The sequence below is a fragment of the Pseudomonas sp. PHC1 genome (assembly GCF_046487845.1).
Lineage (GTDB): Bacteria > Pseudomonadota > Gammaproteobacteria > Pseudomonadales > Pseudomonadaceae > Aquipseudomonas > Aquipseudomonas sputi.
This window is the reverse complement of record NZ_JBJXHJ010000003.1, coordinates 161828-186814: the sequence shown is the minus strand read 5'-3', so window position 1 is coordinate 186814 and position 24987 is coordinate 161828. Positions and strand designations below refer to the sequence as shown.

The 24987-nt window shown below is 60.9% G+C and carries 13 protein-coding genes; 7 read left to right on the top strand and 6 right to left on the bottom strand.

Features of this window, described 5'->3' with window-relative positions; genetic code table 11:
- Positions 1-333: 333 nt before the first annotated feature.
- From aceE to msrA, 5 genes are all read left to right on the top strand, one after another.
- Positions 334-2979, top strand: a complete 2646-nt coding sequence (aceE, locus tag ACKJSM_RS05875; RefSeq protein WP_064592997.1) for a pyruvate dehydrogenase (acetyl-transferring), homodimeric type — start codon at positions 334-336, stop codon at positions 2977-2979.
- 11 nt (positions 2980-2990) lie between these two features.
- A complete protein-coding gene (gene aceF / locus ACKJSM_RS05870) occupies positions 2991-4955 on the top strand; it encodes a dihydrolipoyllysine-residue acetyltransferase (RefSeq protein ID WP_410236904.1) in 1965 nt (654 codons plus the stop codon).
- A gap of 279 nt (positions 4956-5234) precedes the next feature.
- Entirely contained in the window at positions 5235-6632 is a 1398-nt protein-coding gene (locus ACKJSM_RS05865; protein WP_410236903.1) for an alkaline phosphatase D family protein, read from the top strand.
- A 238-nt stretch (positions 6633-6870) separates the two neighbouring features.
- Positions 6871-9567 carry a putative bifunctional diguanylate cyclase/phosphodiesterase gene (locus ACKJSM_RS05860; RefSeq protein ID WP_236181153.1) on the top strand — a complete coding sequence of 899 codons (2697 nt, stop codon included), beginning with the start codon at positions 6871-6873 and terminating at the stop codon, positions 9565-9567.
- A 105-nt stretch (positions 9568-9672) separates the two neighbouring features.
- Complete coding sequence (msrA, locus tag ACKJSM_RS05855; RefSeq protein WP_011332125.1) at positions 9673-10338, top strand: peptide-methionine (S)-S-oxide reductase MsrA; 666 nt, start codon at positions 9673-9675, stop codon at positions 10336-10338.
- A 49-nt stretch (positions 10339-10387) separates the two neighbouring features.
- Here the strand turns inward: msrA and ACKJSM_RS05850 are convergent, their stop codons facing one another.
- The 5 genes from ACKJSM_RS05850 to putP form a co-directional block, all read right to left on the bottom strand.
- On the bottom strand, positions 10388-11227 hold the full coding sequence (locus tag ACKJSM_RS05850) for a 23S rRNA (adenine(2030)-N(6))-methyltransferase RlmJ (protein ID WP_410236902.1): 840 nt from the start codon (positions 11225-11227) through the stop codon (positions 10388-10390).
- A gap of 240 nt (positions 11228-11467) precedes the next feature.
- Positions 11468-11788, bottom strand: a complete 321-nt coding sequence (locus ACKJSM_RS05845; RefSeq protein WP_410236901.1) for a hypothetical protein — start codon at positions 11786-11788, stop codon at positions 11468-11470.
- A gap of 330 nt (positions 11789-12118) precedes the next feature.
- Complete coding sequence (locus ACKJSM_RS05840; RefSeq protein WP_410237067.1) at positions 12119-12871, bottom strand: DUF4123 domain-containing protein; 753 nt, start codon at positions 12869-12871, stop codon at positions 12119-12121.
- On the bottom strand, positions 12816-14831 hold the full coding sequence (locus tag ACKJSM_RS05835; RefSeq protein WP_410236900.1) for a type VI secretion system tip protein VgrG: 2016 nt from the start codon (positions 14829-14831) through the stop codon (positions 12816-12818). Before ACKJSM_RS05835 ends, ACKJSM_RS05840 begins: the two co-directional genes overlap by 56 nt.
- A gap of 228 nt (positions 14832-15059) precedes the next feature.
- Positions 15060-16544 carry a sodium/proline symporter PutP gene (putP, locus tag ACKJSM_RS05830; protein ID WP_410236899.1) on the bottom strand — a complete coding sequence of 495 codons (1485 nt, stop codon included), beginning with the start codon at positions 16542-16544 and terminating at the stop codon, positions 15060-15062.
- 456 nt (positions 16545-17000) lie between these two features.
- Here putP and putA point away from each other — a divergent pair, with 456 nt between their 5' ends.
- Together putA and ACKJSM_RS05820 are read left to right on the top strand one after the other, a co-directional pair.
- Positions 17001-20954 carry a trifunctional transcriptional regulator/proline dehydrogenase/L-glutamate gamma-semialdehyde dehydrogenase gene (gene putA, locus ACKJSM_RS05825; protein ID WP_410236898.1) on the top strand — a complete coding sequence of 1318 codons (3954 nt, stop codon included), beginning with the start codon at positions 17001-17003 and terminating at the stop codon, positions 20952-20954.
- A gap of 159 nt (positions 20955-21113) precedes the next feature.
- Positions 21114-22916, top strand: a complete 1803-nt coding sequence (locus tag ACKJSM_RS05820) for an acyl-CoA dehydrogenase (protein ID WP_410236896.1) — start codon at positions 21114-21116, stop codon at positions 22914-22916.
- Between the two features lie 64 nt (positions 22917-22980).
- Here the strand turns inward: ACKJSM_RS05820 and ACKJSM_RS05815 are convergent, their stop codons facing one another.
- Positions 22981-24918: a methyl-accepting chemotaxis protein gene (locus ACKJSM_RS05815; RefSeq protein ID WP_410236894.1), complete on the bottom strand. Its 1938-nt coding sequence runs from the start codon at positions 24916-24918 to the stop codon at positions 22981-22983.
- Positions 24919-24987 lie beyond the last annotated feature (69 nt).

The window sequence follows — 24987 nt, the reverse complement described above, 5'->3', positions numbered from 1 at the left end:
ACCGCTACGCGAAGGACTGTCGAACAAAAGTGAGAAATAGCTGAAATTTCTTTTTCTTTGGCAGTCAGCATCAAACTTTCACCTTTTTCGGATAGCTAAAGACTAACCTTAACGATTATTCTCACAACGCAGTTGGAGGCCACAAGCCTTTCATCTGTAGTTTTACTACTCGTCTATACATTCGAAAGGCTGAAATGCCGGATGATTTGTAGTAAAACTACACGCCGCCGGAACAACCTGTCGGCAATCCAAGAATTTTAAATCGTCTGCCCACAAGGCCAGTCGCAAACTCAGGCAACCGATTCTGGAAGCCTTTCCGCCCTGGAGCAAGCCATGCAAGACCTCGATCCCGTCGAAACCCAGGAATGGCTGGACGCCCTGGAATCGGTTCTCGACAAAGAAGGCGAAGACCGTGCTCACTATCTGATGACCCGTATGGGTGAACTGGCGACCCGCAGCGGTTCGCAGCTCCCTTACGCGATCACCACGCCTTACCGCAACACGATCCCCGTTACCCACGAAGCACGCATGCCTGGCGACCTGTTCATGGAACGCCGCATTCGCTCGCTGGTACGCTGGAACGCGATGGCCATGGTAATGCGTACGAACCTGAAAGATTCTGACCTGGGTGGTCACATCTCCAGCTTCGCTTCCAGTGCGACCCTGTACGACATCGGCTTCAACTACTTCTTCCAGGCCCCGACCGACGAACACGGCGGCGACCTCATCTACTTCCAGGGCCACACCTCGCCAGGCGTTTACGCCCGTGCCTTCATGGAAGGCCGCATCACCGAAGACCAGATGAACAACTTCCGCCAGGAAGTCGACGGTCAGGGCCTGTCGTCCTACCCGCACCCTTGGCTGATGCCTGACTTCTGGCAGTTCCCGACCGTATCGATGGGTCTGGGGCCGATCCAGGCGATCTACCAGGCACGCTTCATGAAGTACCTGGAACACCGCGGTTTCATCCAGCCGGGCAAACAGAAAGTCTGGTGCTTCCTGGGCGACGGCGAGTGCGACGAGCCGGAATCCCTGGGCGCGATCTCCCTGGCCGGCCGCGAGAAGCTGGACAACCTGATCTTCGTCATCAACTGCAACCTGCAGCGCCTCGACGGCCCGGTTCGCGGCAACGGCAAGATCATCCAGGAACTCGAAGGCGTGTTCCGCGGTGCTCAGTGGAACGTGACCAAAGTCATCTGGGGCCGTTTCTGGGACCCGTTGCTGGCCAAGGACGTCGACGGCATCCTGCAACGTCGCATGGACGAAGTCATCGACGGCGAGTACCAGAACTACAAAGCCAAAGACGGCGCGTTCGTTCGCGAGCACTTCTTCAACACGCCTGAGCTCAAGGCGATGGTTGCCGATCTGTCCGACGACGAGATCTGGAAACTCAACCGTGGCGGCCACGACCCGTACAAGGTCTACGCGGCGTACCACGAAGCAGTCAACCACAAGGAACAACCGACCGTCATCCTGGCCAAGACCATCAAGGGTTACGGTACCGGTGCGGGCGAAGCGAAGAACACCGCGCACAACACCAAGAAAGTCGACGTCGACAGCCTGAAGCTGTTCCGCGACCGCTTCGACATCCCGGTAAAAGACGAAGAGCTGGAAAACCTGCCGTTCTTCAAGCCGGAGCCAAACAGCGCCGAAGCCCGTTACCTGGCCGAGCGCCGTGCCGCACTGGGCGGTTTCGTGCCTCAGCGTCGCGCCCAGAGCTTCAGCGTGCCGACTCCGGACCTGGACACCCTCAAGGCGATCCTCGACGGTTCCGGCGACCGTGAAATTTCCACCACCATGGCCTTCGTGCGGATCCTCGCGCAACTGGTCAAGGACAAGGAAATCGGCCCGCGCATCGTGCCGATCATCCCGGACGAAGCCCGTACCTTCGGTATGGAAGGCATGTTCCGTCAGCTGGGCATCTACTCGTCCGTCGGCCAGCTCTACGAGCCAGTCGATAAAGACCAGGTGATGTTCTACAAGGAAGACCAGAAAGGTCAGATCCTTGAAGAAGGCATCAACGAAGCGGGCGCCATGAGTTCCTTCATCGCCGCCGGTACTTCGTACTCCAGCCACAACCAGCCAATGCTGCCGTTCTACATCTTCTACTCGATGTTCGGCTTCCAGCGCATCGGCGACCTGGCCTGGGCTGCCGGCGACAGCCGTACCCGTGGCTTCCTGATCGGCGGCACCGCCGGCCGTACCACCCTGAACGGTGAAGGCCTGCAGCACGAAGACGGTCACAGCCACCTGCTGGCTGCCACCATCCCGAACTGCCGCACCTACGATCCGACCTACGGCTACGAGCTGGCGGTGATCATTCAGGACGGCATGAAGAAGATGACCGAAGAGCAACAGGACATCTTCTATTACATCACCGTGATGAACGAGTCCTACCAGCAGCCAGCCATGCCGGCCGGTGCCGAAGAAGGCATCAAGAAAGGCATGTACCTGCTCGAAGAAGACACTCGCGACGCGGCGCACCACGTACAGCTGATGGGCTCCGGCACCATCCTGCGTGAAGTGCGTGAAGCGGCGAAGATCCTGCGTGAAGAGTTCAACATCGGCGCCGACGTATGGAGCGTCACCAGCTTCAACGAACTGCGTCGCGACGGCCTGGCCGTAGAGCGCAGCAACCGTCTGAAACCTGGCCAGAAGCCTAAACAAAGCTACGTCGAAGAATGCCTGAGCGGCCGTAAGGGTCCGGTCATCGCATCGACCGACTACATGAAGCTGTTCGCCGAGCAGATCCGTCAGTGGGTACCGTCCAAGGAATTCAAAGTCCTGGGCACCGACGGTTTCGGCCGCAGCGACAGCCGCAAGAAACTGCGTCATTTCTTCGAAGTCGACCGTCATTTCGTGGTGTTGGCAGCCCTGGAAGCACTGGCTGACCGTGGTGATATCGAACCTAAAGTCGTGGCCGAGGCCATCACCAAGTTCGGCATCGACCCGGAAAAACGCAACCCACTGGACTGCTGAGGAGAAACTCTGTGAGCGAACTCATTCGCGTACCTGACATCGGCAGCGGTGAAGGTGAAGTAATCGAACTGTTTGTGAAGGTCGGCGACCGTATCGAAGCCGACCAGAGCATCCTGACCCTGGAATCGGACAAGGCCAGCATGGAAGTGCCGGCCCCGAAGGCCGGCGTCATCAAGAGCCTGAAAGTGAAGCTGGGCGATCGCCTGAAAGAAGGCGACGAACTGCTGGAACTGGAAGTCGAGGGCGCCGCGCAAGCGGCCCCTGCTCCGGCTGCCGCTCCTGCCGCCAAGGCCGAAGCTGCACCGGCCGCCGCGCCTGCACCGGCTGCGCCTGCCGCAGCCCCTGCTGCCGCTTCGGTTCAGCAAGTGCACGTGCCGGACATCGGTTCGTCGGGCAAGGCCCAGATCATCGAGATCCAGGTCAAGGTCGGTGACACCGTCGAGGCTGATCAGTCGCTGATCACCCTGGAATCCGACAAGGCGAGCATGGAAATCCCGTCGCCTGCCGCTGGCGTGGTCAAGGCCATCAGCGTCAAGCTGAACGACGAAGTCGGCACTGGCGACCTGATCCTGGATCTGGAAGTGGCGGGTGCTGCAACCCCTGCTGCGGCCGCTCCGGCCCAGGCTGCCGCTCCAGCCGCTGCCGCTGCGCCGGCGCCTGCCGCTGCTCCAGCCGCACCGGTTGCCGACAGTGTTCAGGACATCCACGTTCCGGACATCGGCTCGGCCGGCAAGGCCAAGATCATCGAAGTGCTGGTCAAGGCTGGCGACAACGTTGAAGCCGACCAGTCGCTGATCACCCTGGAATCCGACAAGGCGAGCATGGAAATCCCGTCGCCTGCCGCCGGCGTGGTGGAAAGCGTTTCCATCAAGCTGGACGACGAAGTCGGTACTGGCGACCTGATCCTCAAGCTGAAAGTCAAAGGCGCCGCTCCGGCTGCTGCCCCGGCTCCAGCTGCCGCTGCTGCACCGAGCGCTCCAGCACCAGCCGCTGCTGCTCCGGCCGCCGCTGCACCTGCTGCTGCCGCTCCGGTTGCCGCTCCTGCCAAGCCGGGCGCCAAGGTTCACGCCGGCCCTGCCGTGCGTCAGCTGGCTCGCGAATTCGGCGTCGAGCTGAGTGCCGTTGGCGCCAGCGGTCCGCACGGTCGCATCCTGAAAGAAGACGTGCAGGTGTACGTCAAAGCCATGATGCAGAAGGCCAAGGAAGCACCGGCCGCTGCGGCTGGCGCAACCGGTGGCGCGGGCATCCCGCCGATTCCGGTCGTCGATTTCAGCCGTTTCGGCGAAATCGAAGAAGTGCCGATGACCCGCCTGATGCAGGTCGGCGCCGCCAACCTGCACCGCAGCTGGCTGAACGTGCCGCACGTCACGCAATTCGACTCGGCGGATATCACCGAGTTGGAAGCGTTCCGCACCGCCCAGAAAGCCGTTGCAGAGAAGGCCGGCGTCAAGCTGACCGTTCTGCCGCTGCTGCTCAAGTCCTGCGCCCACCTGCTCAAGGAACTGCCGGACTTCAACAGCTCGCTGGCACCAAGCGGCAAGGCGATCATCCGCAAGAAATACGTGAACATCGGCTTCGCCGTCGACACCCCGGATGGCCTGCTGGTACCGGTCATCAAGAACGTCGACCAGAAGAGCCTGCTGCAACTGGCCGCCGAGGCCGCTTCCCTGGCTGAAAAAGCCCGGACCAAGAAGCTCTCGTCGGACGAGATGCAAGGCGCCTGCTTCACCATTTCCAGCCTCGGCCACATTGGCGGCACCGGCTTCACGCCGATCGTCAACGCGCCGGAAGTGGCGATCCTCGGTGTTTCCAAGGCAACCATCCAGCCAGTCTGGGACGGCAAAGCCTTCCAGCCGAAACTGATGCTGCCACTGTCGCTGTCCTACGATCACCGTGTGATCAACGGCGCCGCTGCTGCACGCTTCACCAAGCGTCTGAGCGACCTGCTGGCGGACATCCGCACCATCCTGCTGTAAAGCGTTCGGCCCTCCGGCAACGGAGGGCCGAACGTGTTCCACGTTTTCGAGCGCCACACGCTCGTACCTCAACCCCGTCAGTTTGGCGGGGCTTTTTTTTGCCTGAAATAACGGCCGCCTGAACTTTTCCCACAAAGGGTGCTGATATAAGCCACGAACTTAGTCCATTTCCTATCGATATTTTTCAGCAGCAGGCAACTAACCTTGGCGAATAAAAGTTGCACCAATAAACCCGAGCAACTTAGTTCATAACCAATACTTATTCGAATGGATTCGAACATGCACAAACCTACTGTCGGCCCGATCATCGGCCACACAACAACTAATCAGGCGCGGATTTTTATTCGTGGTGAACTGCAACATAACGCGGCCGTATTTGCCGGTATTCGTTATCGGTCACTGGATTCGAAACAATGGCAACCCGGTCAGTTTGTCAAACTTGATTCAACCCGCGACATGACGGAAGTGCTCGTACTCGATCATCTGGAGGCTGACACCGAATACGAATACCAGACCGGCTGGTTCAGCCCGATGAGTCCCGTCCACACCATCCACAGCGTGGCGGAGTTGCCGCTGCAATGGCCACGGGAAACCTATCGCCTGCGCACTTTCAGCCACCAGCCCTTGCAGCCGCGCGCCTACATCCTCGGCTCATGCCGTTACCTGCGCATGACCGCCGGCATCCCGGTGCTCCCTCATCCGGGCGACCGGATCTTCGCCTCCATCAGCCAACTGATCGAGGGCGCACAACCGGCAATCAGCGCGATCATGATGTGTGGCGATCAGATCTACGCCGACGACTTGAACCTGTTCGCCCCGGATCGTGACTATGACGAGTTCATTGCGAAGTATCGTGCGGCGTTTTCCCTGCCTAATATCCGACGGTTGATGTCCGGCACTTCGACCTACATGATCCTGGACGATCACGAAATACAAGACAACTGGCCAGCAAACGCCAACGAGCACGATAAACCCCTCTATCGCAATGCAATGGCGGCTTACGATGTTTATCAAGCGAGTCACAGCCCAATCTGCTCGACAACAACTAACGGCACAATCGACCGCACTTCGCTCAAGCACTATTGGTATCCATTCAGCGACGGCGATATCGAATGGTTTGTGACGGACAGTCGAACTCGCCGCAACTTGTCGACCGAGAACCGCCGCATCCTCGATGAAGAACAGGAACAGGCTCTGTGCAAGTGGCTGGTCAATAGCCCGGCGCGGGTCAAGTTTGTGGTCACCAGCGTCATGTTCTATCCCGACCGCAAAATGAACGGCGATGATGCGTGGGCGGGCTTCCCCGAACAGCGCCTGCGCCTGCTGGAAACCATCCGCCAGCATCGACTCAGGAATGTCGTGTTCATTTCCGGCGATGTGCATGGCTCACTGACCAGTCGCCTGACCCACAGCGAAGACCCGGACTTCGAGGTGCACACCGTCGTGTCCTCGCCACTGAGCAACAGCAAACTGTTGCCCTATGCCACCCTCTCGACCTTCACGCTCGATCAGCCACTGGCGCAGACCGCGGCAGGCGAATACCGGCACGAACTGACCAGCCAGGTCGTCAGCCAGGACAACTTCGCGCACATGGTGGTCGAGACCGGGCGGATCCGGGTCAACTATCACGATCGGGATGGCAGGCACCTGCAATCCATCGACATTGCGTTGCGATGAATCCAGCGGCACGACCGTTCCGGATGCCGGAGGGCTCTGGAACGGCACTCTGCGCACTGAACGGCATTACTTTCCGGCAACCGCTGGAGAAATGTTCATTGCAGCCGACATATTCTTATAGCACTTGGCCTTCATGTCTCTTGTCAGTCGGTGCCGCAATGATGCAACCTTGCCGCAGGCAACAGTAAAGAGGGCGAGAGCCCGGCGCGTTCAGCAAATTTCCAAGCGAGTTCCCTTCATGAAGAGCCAACCCGATGCCGCCAGCCGTATGGTGGCCGAGGTAGTGACGCAGTTGCCTGTGCCCTCGCGGCTCGGCATGCTGCGTTTCGAGCGCTTGAATGAAGCCAGCTGGGCGATGCTGTTTCTCGACCCCAACTGCGAACGCCAGTTCGGCCAGCCTGCCGTCGAACTCTGCGCCCTGGTCGGTTCACCCTATGCCAGCCTGATGGAGCCCGAAGCACGCTATCAGTTGCATGACGCGATCCAGCAGCAACTTGGCGAAAGCCCGCATTATCTGGTGCGCTACACCCTGCATACCACCGCTGGCGCGCTGAGCATTCTTGAACTCGGTGAAGCCTACAAACAGCACAACCGCCACTTGCTGCGCGGTTACCTGATGGTGGTCGACAATGTATTCGAGGAAGCACAACCGCTGCCGTCCGTCGACCTGGAAACCCAGAATTCGCGCCTGCAAATTGCCCTTGAGCTCAATCAGCGTGCCCAGCAGGAACAGCTGCAACATCTGGAGCGGGTGCGCGCCCAGCAGGATCTGATCCTGTTGCTGGCCCGCCAGCGCTACAGCAGCCAGAACTCCCTGCAGGAAGCTGCCGAGCTGATTACCCGCTGCGCCTGCGATATCTATGAAATCGACTGCGCCAGCCTGTGGAACCTCGAAGGCCAGAAGCTGATACCGATCTCGGCCTACCACCGCGCCACCCAGGAATACATCCTGCCGGAGGTGATCGACGTCAGCGGCTTCCCCGATTACATGGACGCCCTGCACGGCAGTCGCGCCATCGACGCGCACAACGCAATGCGCGACCCGCGCACCCGGGAAATGGCCGAAGCCCTGCGCCCGCGCGACGTCAATGCCATGCTCGACGCCAGCATCCGCGTCGACGGCCAGGTGGTGGGCGTGTTGTGCCTGGAGCAGACCGGCGTCACCCGCGCCTGGCAGTCCGACGAAATCGCCTTTGCCGGTGAACTCGCCGACCAGTTCGCCCAGGTCATCAACAATCACAACCGCCGCACCGCCACCAGCGCGCTGCACCTGTTCCAGCGCGCGGTCGAGCAAAGTGCCAACGCCTTTTTGCTGGTCAATTGCGACGGCGTGGTCGAATACGTCAATCCGAGCTTCACGGCGATCACCCAGTACACCACCGAGGAAGTCCACGGCCAGCGCCTGTCGGAGCTGCCAGCCCTGGAAAACTTAAGCGAGCTGCTGTTCGACGCACCCTCGGCGCTGGCCAAGAGCAACAGCTGGCAGGGCGAGTTCAAGAGCCGCCGCAAGAACCTCGAACCCTACTGGGGCCAGCTGTCGATCTCCAAGGTCTACGGTGACAACCGTGAGCTGACGCACTACATCGGCATCTACGAAGACATCACCCAGACCAAACTGGCGCAGCAGCGCATCGAGCGCCTGGCCTACACCGACAACCTGACCAACCTCGGTAACCGGCCTGCATTTATCCGCAATCTGGATGAACGCTTCGCCCGGGATAGCGATACCCCGATCAGCCTGCTGCTGGTGGACATCGACAACTTCAAGCGAATCAACGACAGTCTCGGCCACCAGACCGGCGACAAACTGTTGATCAGCCTGGCCCGGCGCCTGCGCAACAGCCTGAGCCCGAGCGGCAGCCTGGCACGGTTCGCCAGTAACGAATTCGCCGTGTTGCTCGACGACACTGACCTTGCCACCGGGCAGCAGATCGCCAACCAATTGCTGGCGACGCTGGATAAACCGATGTTCGTCGACAACCAGCTGATCAGCGTCACCGGCTCCGTGGGCCTGGCCTGCGCACCGCTGCACGGTCGCGACCCGCAGACCTTGATGCGCAACGCCGGTCTGGCCCTGCACAAGGCCAAGGCCAACGGCAAACATCAGGTGCAGGTGTTCACCGAAGCGCTGAACGCCGAAGCCAGCTACAAACTGTTCGTCGAGAACAACCTGCGCCGGGCCCTGACCCAGAACGAGCTGGACGTGTTCTACCAGCCGAAGCTGTGCCTGCGCAGCGGTCGGTTGCTGGGCATGGAAGCGCTGCTGCGCTGGAACCACCCGGAGCGCGGCATGATCCGCCCGGACCAGTTCATCAGCGTCGCCGAGGAAACCGGACTGATCATACCGATCGGCAAGTGGATCGCCCGCCAGGCCTGCCGCATGAGCAAGGCGCTGACCGCCGCTGGCATGGGCAATCTGCAAGTGGCGATCAACCTGTCGCCCAAGCAGTTCTCCGACCCGGATCTGGTGGCCTCCATCGCCAACATCCTCAAGGAAGAAGCACTGCCGGCCAATCTGCTGGAGCTGGAGCTGACCGAGGGCCTGCTGCTGGAAGCCACCGAAGACACCCACTTGCAGCTCGACCAGCTCAAGCGCCTGGGCCTGACCCTGGCCATGGACGACTTCGGCACCGGTTACTCGTCGCTCAGCTACCTGAAGAAATTCCCGATCGACATCATCAAGATCGATCGCAGCTTCATCCATGAAATTCCGGACAACCAGGACGACATGGAAATCACTTCCGCCGTGATCGCCATGGCCCACAACCTGAAACTCAAGGTCGTGGCCGAAGGCATCGAGACCGCCGAGCAGCTGGCGTTCCTGCGTCGGCACCGCTGCGACGTCGGCCAGGGCTACCTGTTCGACCGGCCGATTCCGGGCGGCGAGCTGATCCAGGCGCTCAAGCGCTACCCGCGTGGCCCGCTCTCTCTGTAACCCACAGGACACTATCCGCACATTTTGCCTGGTGATTAACCGGGCATCATTGGGCACACTGTGGGTCTGCTTATAGACTTCCCATCCTGACTGAGAGGAACGATCATGGTTCTGCGCTCGGAAATTCTGGTGAACAAAAACGTGCTACCGACTAAAGAACAAGCTCTGCCTGGCCGCGAAACCCCGATGGCCCTGCCTGAAAAACACTTTGTTTTCACCGAGACGCCGTTGCTGGGCCCGTTCTTTCAGGACGTCGACTTCGCGATCTTCGGCCTGGGTTGCTTCTGGGGTGCCGAGCGCCGCTTCTGGCAGCGCGAAGGCGTGGTCAGTACCGTGGTCGGTTACGCCGGCGGTTTCACGCCGAACCCGACCTACGAAGAGGTCTGCTCGGGCCTGACCGGCCACGCTGAAGTGGTGCTGGTGGTGTTCGACAAGGCCAAGGTCAGCTACGAAGAGCTGCTGGCGATGTTCTGGGAATTGCACAACCCGACGCAGGGCATGCGTCAGGGCAATGACATCGGCACCCAGTACCGTTCGGTGATCTACGCGACCCATCCGGAGCAACTGGACGCGGCACTGAAGAGCAAGGCTGTCTATCAGGCTGAGTTGTCGAAGGCGGGCCTGGGTGAAATCAGCACCGAGATTGAACAGGCGCCGACCGTTTACTTCGCCGAGACCTATCACCAGCAGTACCTGGCGAAAAATCCGGAAGGCTACTGCGGGATTGGCGGCACGGGCGTGTGCATGCCACCGAGTCTGGCGGGTAACTAAGCCCGCCCTGATCGCTCCCGCGCTATGTGCGGGAGCGATTGACGGTTGATCAGCTCTCGGCGATCAACCAGTCCATCTGCCATCCACCCTGGGTCTGCCCAAGCTTTTTGGATAACCACGGCAGCAACTCACGCAATTCTTCCTCCAGCCCCCACGGCGGATTGGCAATCGCCAGGCCAGAACCGTTCAGGCTGTTCGGCGTGTCCAGCGGATGCACCAGCAGTTCGACCCGCAGCAGTTTCGGCGCACCGGTGCCGGCCAGATCCTGATAGAAACGACGCAGCGCGCGCTGATCCTTCACCGGATACCAGATCGCCGCGACGGTCTGGCGCATCCGCGAGATCGCCTCTTTCAGCGACGCCGCACAACGCTGCATCTCGTCGAGTTTCTCGAACGGCGGATCGATCAACATCACTGCACGCTTCTCGGCCACCGGCAGCAGCGCCCGCGCTACATGCCAGCCCTCGCCCAGATGCACGGCCACACGGCGGTCACCCTTCATGTTGTCCTTGAGCAGCACGCCGTCTTCCGGGTGCTTCTCGTTGAGCAACACACGATCCTGGGAACGGGTCAGACGCCGCGCCAGCTCCGGCGAACCCGGGTAATAGCGCAACTGGCCATCCGGGTTCATCTCGTGCAGCACCCTCATGTAGTCAGCGGTCAGCGTCGGCAGGTCCGGCTGATCCCACAACCGCGCGATGCCTTCCAGGTACTCGCCGGTACGATTGGCCTGATCGCCCTGCAGGTCATACAGACCGATGCCGGCGTGGCTGTCGAGATAGGCAAACGGCTGCTCCTTGCGCGACATCAGGGCGATGAGGCGGGTCAAGGTCAGGTGTTTGAACACATCGGCGTGATTGCCGGCATGGAAGGCGTGACGATAATTCATGGCTGCTCCTGCGAGGGCCGTGAAGTTTACCTTTTACCGGGCGGCAAGTCAGGGGCTCGCAGCTGAGTGGCGTGCCGCTGCACTAATGATCATTCCCACGCTCCGCGTGGGAATGCAGCCCGTGACGCTCCGCGTCGCATGGGGTATCAGCCACAATTGCGGTGGACGCCTGGAACGCGGTGCATCCCTGGAGGCATTCCCACGTAGACGGTTTGACGCCTCGATGTGGGAACGATCGAGTCAGGACGGTATGGCGTGTAGGCGTTTGCCAATCACATCCAGCACATCACAGCCGTCACGCAGCGGAATCACGCAGAGCTGGGCGAAGTCGCTGAGGATGACCGAGTCGCACTCGACCGAGCCGCGCATGCACATGTTTTCCAGGACCTGGATCACGGCGCGGATGCGGTAGTTGGCGGCGTCCATCAGGATGTCGAGCGGGGCGTGGGTGTCGATGAACAGGGTGGGCATGTCGTTGCAGTTGCTGGTCAGCGCCATGAGGCGGTTGTCGGGGTGGGGGATGAAGGGCTCGTAGGGTGGATCGGGATGCAGATTTTTCATTTGTAACCTCCATGAGTGTGAATGCGGGCCACCGCCGCACCCTCCTACAGGTAGGGTGGCAGCCATACGCAGGAGTAGGAGAACCGAGCACTCATGGACCTCGGCCACGCCGAAGCGTGTCCTGCGCATAGCCGCCGCGAACGATGTTACGGACACGATTCAAGTGCCGCAAACAAACGACAAAGCTGTTGCACCATGAGGAAGGGGCTCCTACGCCCCGTCACCGATTGGCGGTGACAGCCAAAAGACTAACCCCACACCTCATCACCCACCAGTTCACGCAAACCGCCGCAACTCGCAGGAAACGTCCGAAGCCTTTGCCCGGAAATTTCACTCTGATTCGTCCCGCAAGTAGTCCAGCAATGCCGAAGCCGACGATTCGTCCGACGCTGAAGCCGCACAGAATCTGACAACCTTGCAGCGCAAGACATCGGCGGGGAACGCTTCGAACAACGCCGGCTGCTCCTCGCTCAACCACTGCAAGGCGTTGTTGATCCGGGCATCATCGCCGAATTGCGCCAGCAGCTTTTCCGGCACCGACCACCAAGGAAACTCCCGACCCGAGACCCGCGCCCTGCCCCCGATCTCGACGGCCTGACCGTTGATTAATCCTCGCGAGAGGACCGGCAGTAATCGCCCGGCATCCACCTCGGGCCACTCAAGGATCGGCAACCAATACCGCCCATCCCAAAATCGGAAAAACACCGCTTTCCTGTCAGGCATCAGCACCTGGGTCAAACTGCGGAAGTGCTCGACCACCGCTTCAAGCCCCGCCGAAGATACGGCCAACCAACCCCAGTCGCGAGACTCCGTGGTCGCCACCCAATCCAGAAACTCACTGTCCGCTTCGACGATTCCCACGTAGGGCATCACCGCATCCCACTCGGCGTAGATCGTTTCCGCCCAGATCGGTTTCGGCACCTGCGCATTCGACGGCCAGGCTTTCAGCGGCTCTACCGCACTGGAACTGCTGAAAATCGCGAACAACTGCTCCGACGGTTTCAGCGGCACATCCTTCAACCATTGATCAGGCCGCACAGACACCGTCCTTGCAGCGTTCGCATTCTTCACAGAAAGGCGCATCACCTTTCAGGCTCATGATTTGCGCGGCAGTCAGAATAGCTGCCGGTGCCGCCATCAGGTTTTCCGGCAAGCCGGGCACTGTCGGCGCTGCACTCATCGCCGCCATCGGCGCGCCACCCACCACAATCGGCACGCTGCTGAAGATTCCGCCGGGGCCAATGTTGATCCACTGCCCGCCCGCCTGAATCGTCGCGCTCGCCCCGCCGTCGATCACCACTTGCTGGCCGGCGCTGACGTGAAATTGAGCACTGGCGTTGATCGCCTGATTGTTCACGCGGATGTGCCGGTCGCCGGTCACCGTGAGGTGGTCGTCCTGCTTCACTTCGGTCTGACGCTGGCCGTGGGTGATGCGCTGCTCATCGGCTTTCAGTTCATGTTTAGCAAGGCCCGTGACGACGACGCTGCGCTGGTTGTCGACCTGCACCTGCTGATCATTCAACACGTGCTGCGTCCAGTTTCGTTGGGCGCGCAGGTAGATTTCCTCGGCGCCTTTGCGATCCTCGATGCGCAATTCGTTGTAGCCCCCGCCGCCCGGACTACTCTGACTGCGGAAAATGCTGCGGGTCTTGTCGGCCGGCAGCTCCAGCGGCACCGGCGTGGCGGCGTTCGGCAGGCAACCCATGACCAGCGGTCTGTCGGCGTCGGAATCGATGAACCCCACCAGCACTTCCATGCCGACCCGGGGGATCAGCACACTGCCATAACGATCATGGGCCCAGCCGCTGGCGACCCGCAGCCAGCAGCTGGAATGCTCGTTGAGTTCACCGTCGCGATCCCAGGCCAGTTGCACCTTGACCCGGCCATATTCGTCGCAATGGATTTCACTGTCTTTCGGGCCGGTGACCACGGCCGGTTGATAGCCAAGCATCCGTGGTTTTTCCGGGCCGATGGGGGGGCGGAAGAACACGTCCCACGGCGTGGCGAGAAAGGTATTACGGTAACCCTGGAATTCTTCGCCATCGCTGGTCACCGATTCCTCCAGCACTTGCGGCTGCCGGCCATGGTGTTCGAGCGAGGTCAGCAGCCAGAGATCATTCAAATCCTGGCGCGGATGCTCACTCAGTTGCAGGAAATGTCCGCTGACCAAGGCGGATTGATCGCTGCGGCCCTCGGCCTGACGGTAGTCGGCGACATGTCGTTCAAGGGTGCGCTGGGCCAGTTGCTTGCCGGTTTCGCGCTCGGTGAACTGGCCAGGAAAGTGGTAATCCTCCAGCACCGGGCGCTGTTCGCTTTCGGCGCGACTTTGCAGCGCCAGCCGGGGTTTGGTGAAGTCGTAATCACGCCGGGTGACCACGCTGGTGCGGGTTTCAACGCGTACGGTGAAACGCTTGATCGCCGGTGCCGATGCGGCCATGCCGCTGCCCGGCAGGTACAGCGTCGGCCCGGCCAGACGCGGGAATACCGTCTGATCGTCGCCGAACACCAACAGATGTCCGTCCGGGCTGTGCTGAAAATGGAAATGAATGCCCACTTCGGCACACAGCCGCTGAATGAACGCCAGATCGCTCTCGGCGTACTGCACACAATATTCACGGGGCGGGTAATCGCTGCCGAGACGAAACGCGAAGGCATCGCTCAGGATCGCGTGATCCTTGAGGATCTGCGTCACGATCTGCGGCACGCTCTGGTGCTGGAAGATTCGCTGATTGATCCGATGCCCCAGATAGGCCAGACGCGGAACGAGACTGACGTGATAGCGGGTCAGACGCTTGCCGGAATCCCCCTGCCCGACCCGATAGATCTGACCGTGGATACCGGAACCGTCTTCATCAAAACCCAGAAACGCCTGACAGTGCAGCAGGCTTTCCAGATCCAGATCCGGCCGTTCACTGACCAGCTCCAGGTCAAAACGGAAGGGTTGGCTGATGGCTTCCTTGCCCGTGAACTCAAGGACTTTGAGGTCAAACTGGGCGCCTTCGACGGTCAACGTGAAACGCGGTTGATTGGCAGGCGCGAACATCCGATGTCTCTCTGCAGATGGAGGGCGGGCGATTCTGCATGAGGGGCAAGGGGTGCAGGTTGAGTGACTGGAAAATCAGATTTGCCCTACTTGAAACTTCGATATTCCCTTCAACAATCGGCGCATTCGACTACAGACTTTTCCTTCGGAAAAATCGCAGGCAATAAAAAACGGCTCGCTTCCTGGTAGGAAACGAGCCGTTTTCTTGTGAGCCTCAGCTCATTCCCATCACTTGTTCAGATGGAAATCCTTCTCGGCTGCTTCAAAGCGCTGAACCATGCCGGCGCTCGGCTGGCCCATCAGGCTGACCAGGTAGATCGCCAGGCTGGCGAAGATGAAGCCCGGGATGATTTCGTACAGGCCCAGCAGTTCGAAATGCTTCCACACGATCACGGTGATCGCGCCGACCAGGATGCCGGCCAGTGCGCCGTTACGGGTCATCTTTTTCCAGATCACCGAGATCAGCACCACCGGACCGAAGGCAGCACCGAAACCGGCCCAGGCGTAGGACACCAGACCCAGCACACGGTTGTCCGGGTTGGCGGCCATCGCGATGGCGATCAGTGCAACCAGCAACACCATCGCTCGACCGACCCATACCAGCTCGACTTGCGAAGCGGATTTACGCAGGAAAGCCTTGTAGAAGTCTTCGGTCAGGGCGCTGGAGCACACCAGCAACTGGCAGCTCAGGGTGCTCATCACCGCGGCGAGAATCGCCGACAACAGCACGCCGGCCACCCACGGGTTGAACAGGATTTTCGCCAGCTCGATGAACACACGCTCGTGGTTCTCGGTCACTGGACCCGCGACTTCCGGGTGCGCCGAGAAGTAGGCGATACCGAAGAAGCCCACGGCCACGGTGCCGCCCAGGCACAGGATCATCCAGGTCATGGAGATGCGACGGGCCTTGGCGATCGATTTCACCGAATCAGCGGCCATGAAGCGCGCCAGGATGTGCGGCTGGCCAAAGTAGCCCAGACCCCAACCCATCAGCGAGATGATGCCGATGAAAGTGGTGCCTTTGAGCATGTCGAAGTTGCTCGGGTCCTGTGCTTCGATGGCCAGGAACGTGGTGTCGACGCCACCGGTAGCCAGCAGCACGATGATCGGCGTCAGCAGCAGGGCGAAGATCATCAGGGTGGCTTGCACGGTGTCGGTCCAGCTCACCGCGAGGAAACCGCCGACGAAGGTGTAGGCAATTGTCGCCGCAGCACCGGCCCACAGCGCGGTCTCGTAGGTCATGCCGAAGGTGCTTTCGAACAGGCGTGCACCGGCCACGATGCCGGAAGCGCAGTAGATAGTGAAGAACACCAGAATCACGACGGCCGAAATGATCCGCAGCAGACCGCTTTTGTCTTCGAAACGGCTGGCGAAGTAGTCCGGCAGGGTCAGCGCATCGCCGTTGTGTTCGGTTTGAACACGCAGACGACCGGCGACGAACAGCCAGTTCAGGTAGGCACCGATGACCAGGCCGATGGCGATCCAGCCTTCGGACAGACCGGACATGTAGATGGCGCCCGGCAGGCCCATCAGCAACCAGCCGCTCATGTCGGAAGCGCCGGCGGACAATGCCGTCACCACGCTGCCCAGGCTGCGGCCGCCCAGAATGTAGTCAGAAAGGTTGTTGGTGGAGCGATAGGCCATGAAGCCGATCAGCACCATTGCTGCGATGTAGATCACGAACGTGATCAGGGTTGGGTTGCTTGCGCTCATTACGTACGTGCCCTGGCTTTGTTTTTATTTAGCGGCGGCGGTTGCACCGTTTGCAGACTGACGTCTGACAGACGATTCGCACGGCCGCGCATTTATGACCAATGTTTCCCCAGGAAAGCCATTGGCCGGTGCGCCGGGTTTCCCGGTTGCACCTTGGGCGCGAATCCTATGCAACAAAGCAAAACAGGTGCAACCAGTTTCTGGCGAATTAGTTGCACCCAGTCGGATTTATCCTACGGAAGGGATTTTTTGCTCCCTTTTAATGCAGTCACAACACTTTTCTAGAAGCAAAAGCACCAAGCAGGAGCAGCACTTTCGTACCAGAAATTATTTCCTGACGAGCTGCAGAATATTCCGACAAAAAAAGGGTTGCACCCGGTTGCACCTCATTCGGCTCGCGGCTAATCTTGCCGCCAGCTGTTGTCGCGCAACTGCGGCACCTATGAGGATAAAAATATGGCTACCACCACCCTTGGGGTCAAACTTGACGACCCGACCCGCGAACGCCTGAAGGCCGCCGCAACCTCGATTGATCGCACACCACACTGGCTGATCAAGCAGGCAATTTTCAATTACCTGGAAAAACTCGAGGGTGGTGCAACCCTGACCGAGCTGAACGGTCTGACCGCCAAGGACGCCGACGACGCGGGCGAAGTCCATACCGATCACGCTCACCAATGCTTCCTTGAATTCGCCGAAAGCATCCTGCCGCAATCGGTGCTGCGTGCCTCGATTACCGCCGCTTACCGTCGCCCAGAGCCGGAAGTGGTGCCGATGCTGATCGAACAGGCTCGCCTGCCGGCACCGATGGCCGAAGCCACCAACAAACTCGCCGCGACCATCGCGGAAAAACTGCGTAACCAGAAGAGTGCCGGCGGTCGTGCAGGCATTGTTCAGGGCCTGCTGCAGGAGTTTTCCCTGTCGTCCCAGGAAGGCGTGGCGCTGATGTGCCTGGCCGAAGCACTGCTGCGTATTCCGGACAAAGGCACTCGCGATGCGCTGATCCGCGACAAGATCAGCACCGGCAACTGGCAGCCACACTTGGGCAACAGCCCGTCGCTGTTCGTCAACGCGGCGACCTGGGGCCTGCTGCTGACCGGCAAACTGGTCTCCACCCATAACGAAGCCGGCCTGACTTCGTCCCTGAGCCGCATCATTGGCAAGAGCGGCGAGCCGATGATCCGCAAGGGCGTCGACATGGCCATGCGCCTGATGGGCGAGCAGTTCGTGACCGGTGAAACCATCGCCGAAGCCCTGGCCAATGCGAGCAAGTTCGAAGCCAAGGGCTTCCGTTATTCCTACGACATGCTGGGTGAAGCGGCGCTGACCGAACACGACGCCCAGAAGTACCTGGCCTCGTACGAACAAGCCATTCACTCGATCGGCAAAGCGTCCCACGGCCGTGGGATTTATGAAGGCCCGGGCATCTCGATCAAACTGTCGGCCCTGCACCCGCGTTACAGCCGTGCCCAGTACGAGCGCGTGATGGACGAGCTGTACCCGCGCCTGCTGTCGCTGACCCTGCTGGCCAAGCAATACGACATCGGCCTGAACATCGACGCCGAAGAAGCCGACCGCCTGGAGCTGTCGCTGGATCTGCTCGAGCGCCTGTGCTTCGAGCCACAACTGACCGGCTGGAACGGCATCGGTTTCGTGATCCAGGCTTACCAGAAGCGTTGCCCGTACGTGATCGACTACGTGATCGACCTGGCTCGCCGCAGCCGTCATCGCCTGATGATCCGCCTGGTGAAAGGCGCGTACTGGGACAGCGAAATCAAGCGCGCCCAGGTCGAAGGCCTGGAAGGCTATCCGGTCTACACCCGCAAGGTGTACACCGACGTTTCCTACATCGCCTGCGCGCGCAAACTGCTGTCGGTACCGGAAGTCATCTACCCGCAGTTCGCCACGCACAACGCCCACACCCTGTCGGCGATTTATCACATTGCCGGTCAGAACTATTACCCGGGCCAGTATGAGTTCCAGTGCCTGCACGGCATGGGCGAACCTTTGTACGAGCAGGTTGTAGGCAAAGTTTCCGAAGGCAAGCTGAACCGTCCGTGCCGCGTGTACGCTCCGGTCGGCACCCACGAAACCCTGCTGGCGTACCTTGTACGTCGTCTGCTGGAAAACGGCGCCAACACTTCGTTCGTCAACCGTATCGCCGACCAGTCGATTTCGATTCAGGAACTGGTGGCCGATCCGGTGGCCAGCATCGAGCAGATGGCGACCGTGGAAGGTGGTTTCGGCCTGCCGCACCCGCGCATTCCGCTGCCACGTGACCTGTATGGTTCCGAGCGCGCCAACTCCAGCGGCATCGACATGGCCAACGAACATCGCCTGGCATCGCTGTCCTGCGCCCTGCTGGCGACCGCGCACAACAACTGGAAAGCTGCGCCGATGCTCGGTTGCGCTTCCAGCAACGAAGCGCCGGCACCGGTGCTCAACCCGTCCGATCTGCGTGACGTGGTCGGCCACGTGCAGGAAGCCACGGTCGAAGACGTCGACAACGCCATTCAATGCGCCCTGAACGCCGCACCGATCTGGCAGGCCACCCCGCCGGCCGAACGTGCCGCGATTCTGGAACGTGCCGCTGACTTGATGGAAGGCGAGATCCAGCCGCTGATGGGCCTGCTGGCCCGCGAAGCCGGCAAGACCTTCGCCAACGCCATCGCCGAAGTCCGCGAAGCCGTCGATTTCCTGCGTTATTACGCGGTGCAGGCGCGCAACGATTTCAGCAACGACGCCCACCGCCCACTGGGCCCGGTGGTCTGCATCAGCCCGTGGAACTTCCCGCTGGCGATCTTCAGCGGCCAGGTTGCCGCCGCACTGGCCGCCGGTAACCCGGTGCTGGCCAAACCGGCTGAACAGACTCCGCTGGTGGCCGCACAAGCCGTACGCTTGCTGCTCGAAGCCGGGATTCCGGAAGGCGTACTGCAACTGCTGCCGGGTCGCGGTGAAACCGTCGGCGCCGGTCTGGTGGGCGATGAGCGCGTCAAAGGCGTGATGTTCACCGGTTCCACCGAAGTCGCGCGCCTGCTGCAACGCAACATCGCCGGTCGCCTCGACAACCAGGGCCGTCCGATTCCGCTGATCGCCGAAACTGGCGGCCAGAACGCGATGATCGTCGACTCTTCGGCACTGACCGAACAGGTGGTGATCGACGTGGTGTCGTCGGCCTTCGACAGCGCCGGCCAACGTTGCTCGGCCCTGCGTGTCCTGTGCTTGCAGGAAGATTCCGCAGATCGCGTCATCGAAATGCTTAAAGGCGCGATGGCTGAAAGCCGTCTCGGCAACCCGGAGCGCCTGTCCGTGGACATCGGCCCGGTAATCGACGCTGAAGCCAAGGCCGGTATCGAGAAGCACATCCAGGGCATGCGCGACAAAGGTCGCAACGTGTACCAGGTGGCCATCGCCGACACCGAGGAAGTCAAGCGCGGCACCTTCGTCATGCCGACCCTGATCGAGCTGGAAAGCTTCGACGAGCTGCAACGCGAGATCTTCGGCCCGGTGCTGCACGTGGTGCGCTACAAGCGCAAAGAGATCGACCAGTTGATCGCCCAGATCAACGCCTCCGGTTACGGCCTGACCCTCGGCGTGCACACCCGCATCGACGAGACCATCGCCAAGGTGATCGACAACGTCAACGCCGGTAACGTCTACGTCAACCGCAACATTGTGGGTGCCGTGGTCGGCGTCCAGCCGTTCGGTGGCGAAGGTCTGTCGGGTACGGGTCCGAAGGCCGGTGGCCCGCTGTACCTGTACCGTCTGCTGTCGACGCGTCCTACCGACGCCATCGAACAATCCTTCGCTCGCGGTGATGCTACCGTGGCGCCGGATGTTCGTCTGCGCGACGCCATGAGCAAACCGCTGACCGCCCTGAAAGCCTGGGCCGACAGCAACAAGTTCGCGGATCTGAGCACTCTGTGCGTGCAGTACGCAGCGCAGTCACAAAGCGGTATCACCCGCGTGCTGGCCGGCCCGACCGGCGAGAAGAACAGCTACGCGATCCTGCCACGCGAGTACGTGCTGTGCCTGGCGGACATCGAAGGTGATCTGCTGACCCAGCTGGCTGCAGTACTGGCGGTGGGCGGTTCGGCAGTCTGGCCGGAATCCGACACCAGCAAGGCATTGTTCGCACGCCTGCCGAAGGAGATTCAGGCGCGGATCAAACTGGTTTCCGACTGGAACAAGGACGACGTGGTGTTCGATGCGGTTCTGCATCACGGCCATTCCGACCAGTTGCGTGCGGTCTGCCAGCAGATTGCCAAGCGTGCCGGCGCCATTGTCGGGGTTCAGGGCCTGTCCCAGGGCGAGACCAACATTGCGCTGGAGCGCCTGGTGATCGAGCGCGCGCTGAGCGTCAACACTGCGGCGGCGGGCGGTAACGCCAGCCTGATGACCATCGGCTAACTCTCGCGAGAGCGTGGGAACGATCAGTACAGCAACCTGAAAATGGGCGTCCTCACCGGCGCCCATTTTTTTTGGCCTGTCTATCACCGTTATCAATCTTGCTGTTCAGCCTTTATTCGCACACCTAGACTCGGCCCATTCCAAAAAAGGTAGGCCGCCATGTCCGAGACGCTGCTCAGTTCCCGCAATCTGGCTTTCGAGCTGTACGAAGTCCTCGATGCCGAGGGCCTGACCCGGCGCGAGCGGTTTGCCGAACACAACCGGGAAACCTTCGACGCCGCCATCGGCACGGCGCGCAACATCGCCGAAAAGTACTTCGCACCGCACAACCGCAAGGGCGATGAGAACGAGCCGCGCTATGAGAACGGTCAGGCGATTCTGATTCCCGAGGTGAAACCGGCGGTGGATGCCTTCCTCGAAGCCGGATTCCTCAACGCGGCGCGCAGTTTCGACGCCGGCGGCATGCAACTTCCTACACTGTTGTCCCAGGCCTGTTTCGCCCACTTCCAGTCGGCCAACGCGGCATCGACTTCCTATCCGTTCCTGACCATGGGCGCGGCCAACCTGATCGAAAGTTTCGGCACCGAAGAGCAGAAGCAACGCTTCCTGCAGCCGATGATCGACGGCCGCTTCTTCGGCACCATGGCCCTGACCGAACCCCATGCCGGTTCGTCGCTGTCGGATATTCGTACCCGCGCGGAGCCTGCGTCCGACGGCACTTATCGCCTCAAGGGCAACAAGATCTTCATCTCCGGCGGCGACCACCCGCTCTCGGAAAACATCGTGCACATGGTGCTGGCCAAGCTGCCGGACGCGCCGGCCGGGGTGAAAGGTATTTCGCTGTTTATCGTGCCGAAGTTTCTGGTCAATGATGACGGCAGTCTTGGCAAGCGGAATGACGTGTTGCTGGCCGGGCTGTTCCACAAGATGGGCTGGCGCGGCACCACGTCCACGGCGCTGAACTTCGGCGATAACGGTGAGTGCGTCGGCTATCTGGTGGGCAAGCCGCACCACGGTTTGAGCTACATGTTCCAGATGATGAACGAGGCGCGGATCGGCGTCGGCATGGGTGCAGTGATGCTCGGCTATGCCGGTTACCTGTACTCGCTGGAATACGCCCGCGAACGCCCGCAGGGCCGAGTGCCGGACAGCAAGGATCCGACCACGGCACCGGTGGCGATCATTCAGCACGCCGATGTCAGACGCATGCTGTTGACGCAGAAATCCTACGTCGAAGGGGCATTTGATCTCGGTCTGTACGCGGCGCGGCTGTTCGATGACACCACCACGCTGGAAACCGAAGCCGAGCGCAAACAGGCCCACGAACTGCTGGACTTGCTGACCCCGATCGTCAAATCCTGGCCGTCGGAGTTCTGCCTGAAGGCCAACGAACTGGCGATCCAGATTCTCGGTGGCCATGGTTACACCCGCGAATACCCGGTGGAGCAGTACTACCGCGACAACCGCCTGAACCCGATCCACGAAGGCACCCACGGCATTCAGTCGCTGGATTTGCTGGGGCGCAAACTGGCGCAGAACGGTGGCGCCGGACTCAAGCAACTGATCCGCCTGATCGCCGACACCGCCGAGCGCGCGGTGGCGTACGAATCGTTGACTACATTGCGTGAGCCGCTGGAGACACTGGTGGCGCGCTTGCAGAGCGTGACCATCGGTCTGCTGACCGATCTGGCCCAGGGCAAGGTCAACAGCAGCCTGGCGAATTCGGCGCTGTACCTGAAGGCGTTCGGGCACGCGGTGATTGGCTGGCGCTGGCTGGAGCAGGCGATACGTGCCGAGGAAGGCCTGGCCAAGGGGAATGCGGCAGATGCCGACTTCTATAAGGGCAAGTTGCAGGCGGCGCGGTACTTTCTGACGTGGGAAGTGCCGGGGTGTCAGCATGAGCTGGCGTTGCTGGAGGCGCGGGATGATACGTGTCTGGCAATGCAGGATGCGTGGTTTTGACCTCTTAATGATCGTTCCCACGCTCTGCGTGGGAACGATCAGTGCCTCGACAGGGAACGATCAGTCAGCTCAGCTTGAACCCACCCATCTGCCGCGCCAGATCATCTGCCAACCGCTGCAGCATCTGACAATCCTCACGACACGCCCGAACCTCCCCCGCCGTCGCCCGGGCCAGATCGGAGATGCCCTGCACGTTGCGGTTGATCTCCTCGGTCACCGCCGACTGCTCTTCCGTCGCCGTCGCGACCTGATGGTTCATGTCGCTGATGCGCTCGACCTGCCCGGTTATCGCCGTCAGCGACGCCCCGGTACGCTGGCTCGACTCGACTCCGGTGCCCGTCGCGGCCTGGCCGGTGCGCATCGATGACACCGCATTCTCCGCACCTTGCTTGAGGCTGCCGATCATCTGCTGAATTTCGTCGGTAGACGCCTGAGTCCGGCGCGCCAGCGTCCGAACCTCATCGGCCACCACCGCAAAACCACGCCCCATGTCCCCGGCCCGCGCCGCTTCAATCGCCGCGTTCAATGCCAAAAGGTTGGTCTGCTCGGACACCCCGCGAATCACCGCCAGCACCTGATCGATGGACGCCACCTGATGCGCCAGCTCACCCACCGCGCCGGCGGCGACGCCGATGTCATCGGACATGCTTTCAATATGGCGAATCGAACCGCCGACCACTTCCCGCGCCTGCATCGCTTCGTCACGGGCGGTTTGCGAGGCAAGCGCAGCATTGCCGGCGTTTTGGGCAATCTCCTGCACGGTCAGGCCCATTTCGTGGACGGCGGTGGCGACCATGTCGGTCATTTCCTGCTGACGGCCGGAGCGTTCGGCGGTGTTGTCCACAACCCTGGCCACCTGGCTGACGGCAACGCGCAGGCGCTCGCTGGTGGTCAGCACTTCGCCGATCATCCCACGCTGGCTGTCGAGGAAACGGTTGAAGCCCCGTGCAAGGTCGCCCAGTTCATCGGCGCGACTGGAATCTAACCGGTGAGTCAAATCTCCACCACCGCTACCGATGGCTACCAGCGCAGCTGTTACCTGACGAATCGGTCGCACCAGCCCCTGGGCCAGCCAGATCACCAGCGCCAGGCAAACCAGCGCCACCGTCAGCCCGATCCCGCTGCTCATCCACATCGCCCGGCGGGCTTCGGCGTAGATCTGCGACTGTGGCACTTCGGCCACCAGGGTCCAGCCGAGGTCGCGCAAAGGCAGGCTGAAGGCGAGGAAATCTTCGCCGTCGCGCTGGAAGCTGCTGTTGCTCGCCGCTTTATGGCCCATGACTGCTTGTGCTGCTGAGGCGCCGATCTGCTCGCTCAAGGTGCGCTTGCCGCTGAACTGTGCCTCGGGATGGACCTGGATCAAACCGTCGGAACGCACGAGATAGACCTTGCCGCGCTCGCCGAAGCTGAAATTGTGGATCAGCTCCGACAGCTCTTTCATGCTCAACCCGAGCCCCGCGACGCCCACCACTTTGCCGGCCTGCTCCACCTTCAAATCGATGAACAGCGCCAGCTCTCCGGTGGCTCCGTCGTTGTCGATGTTCAGGGTTCGCGGCTGATTGCTGTCGAGAAACGAGTAGAACCACGCATCGGCCGGTTTGTCGCGACTGAGGGTGCGATCCAGGCCTTTCTCGGTGATGTAGTGATTGGATTCGGTGCCGATGATCAAAGCAGTAAAAGCCTTGTGTTCGGCGCGGATGCCTTCCAGATACTGCGCGAAGCCCGCCGTTTTGCCGGATTCTTCACCATTGGCCAGCCAGTCGCGGACCATGGTGTTGCTGGCGATGTCCTTGGCGGCGGTGAGAGGTTGAACGAGGATTCGTTCGATGTCGTTGCGCGTCGCTTCGATGCTCGACGGCAGGGCCTGCTCGACCAGATAGCTCTGGGCGAGACGGTTGACCACCAGGGTATAAATGCCAACCACGATCAGAATGCTGACCAGCAGGGCGGTGCCCATGCCGAGGATCAACTGCCATTGAATACTGCGACGCCAGAACTGCATGGAGCACCCCCAAAGAATAAGAGGCTGAAACACTGCAACAGCCGTGCCGATTGTATACAACGCAATCGA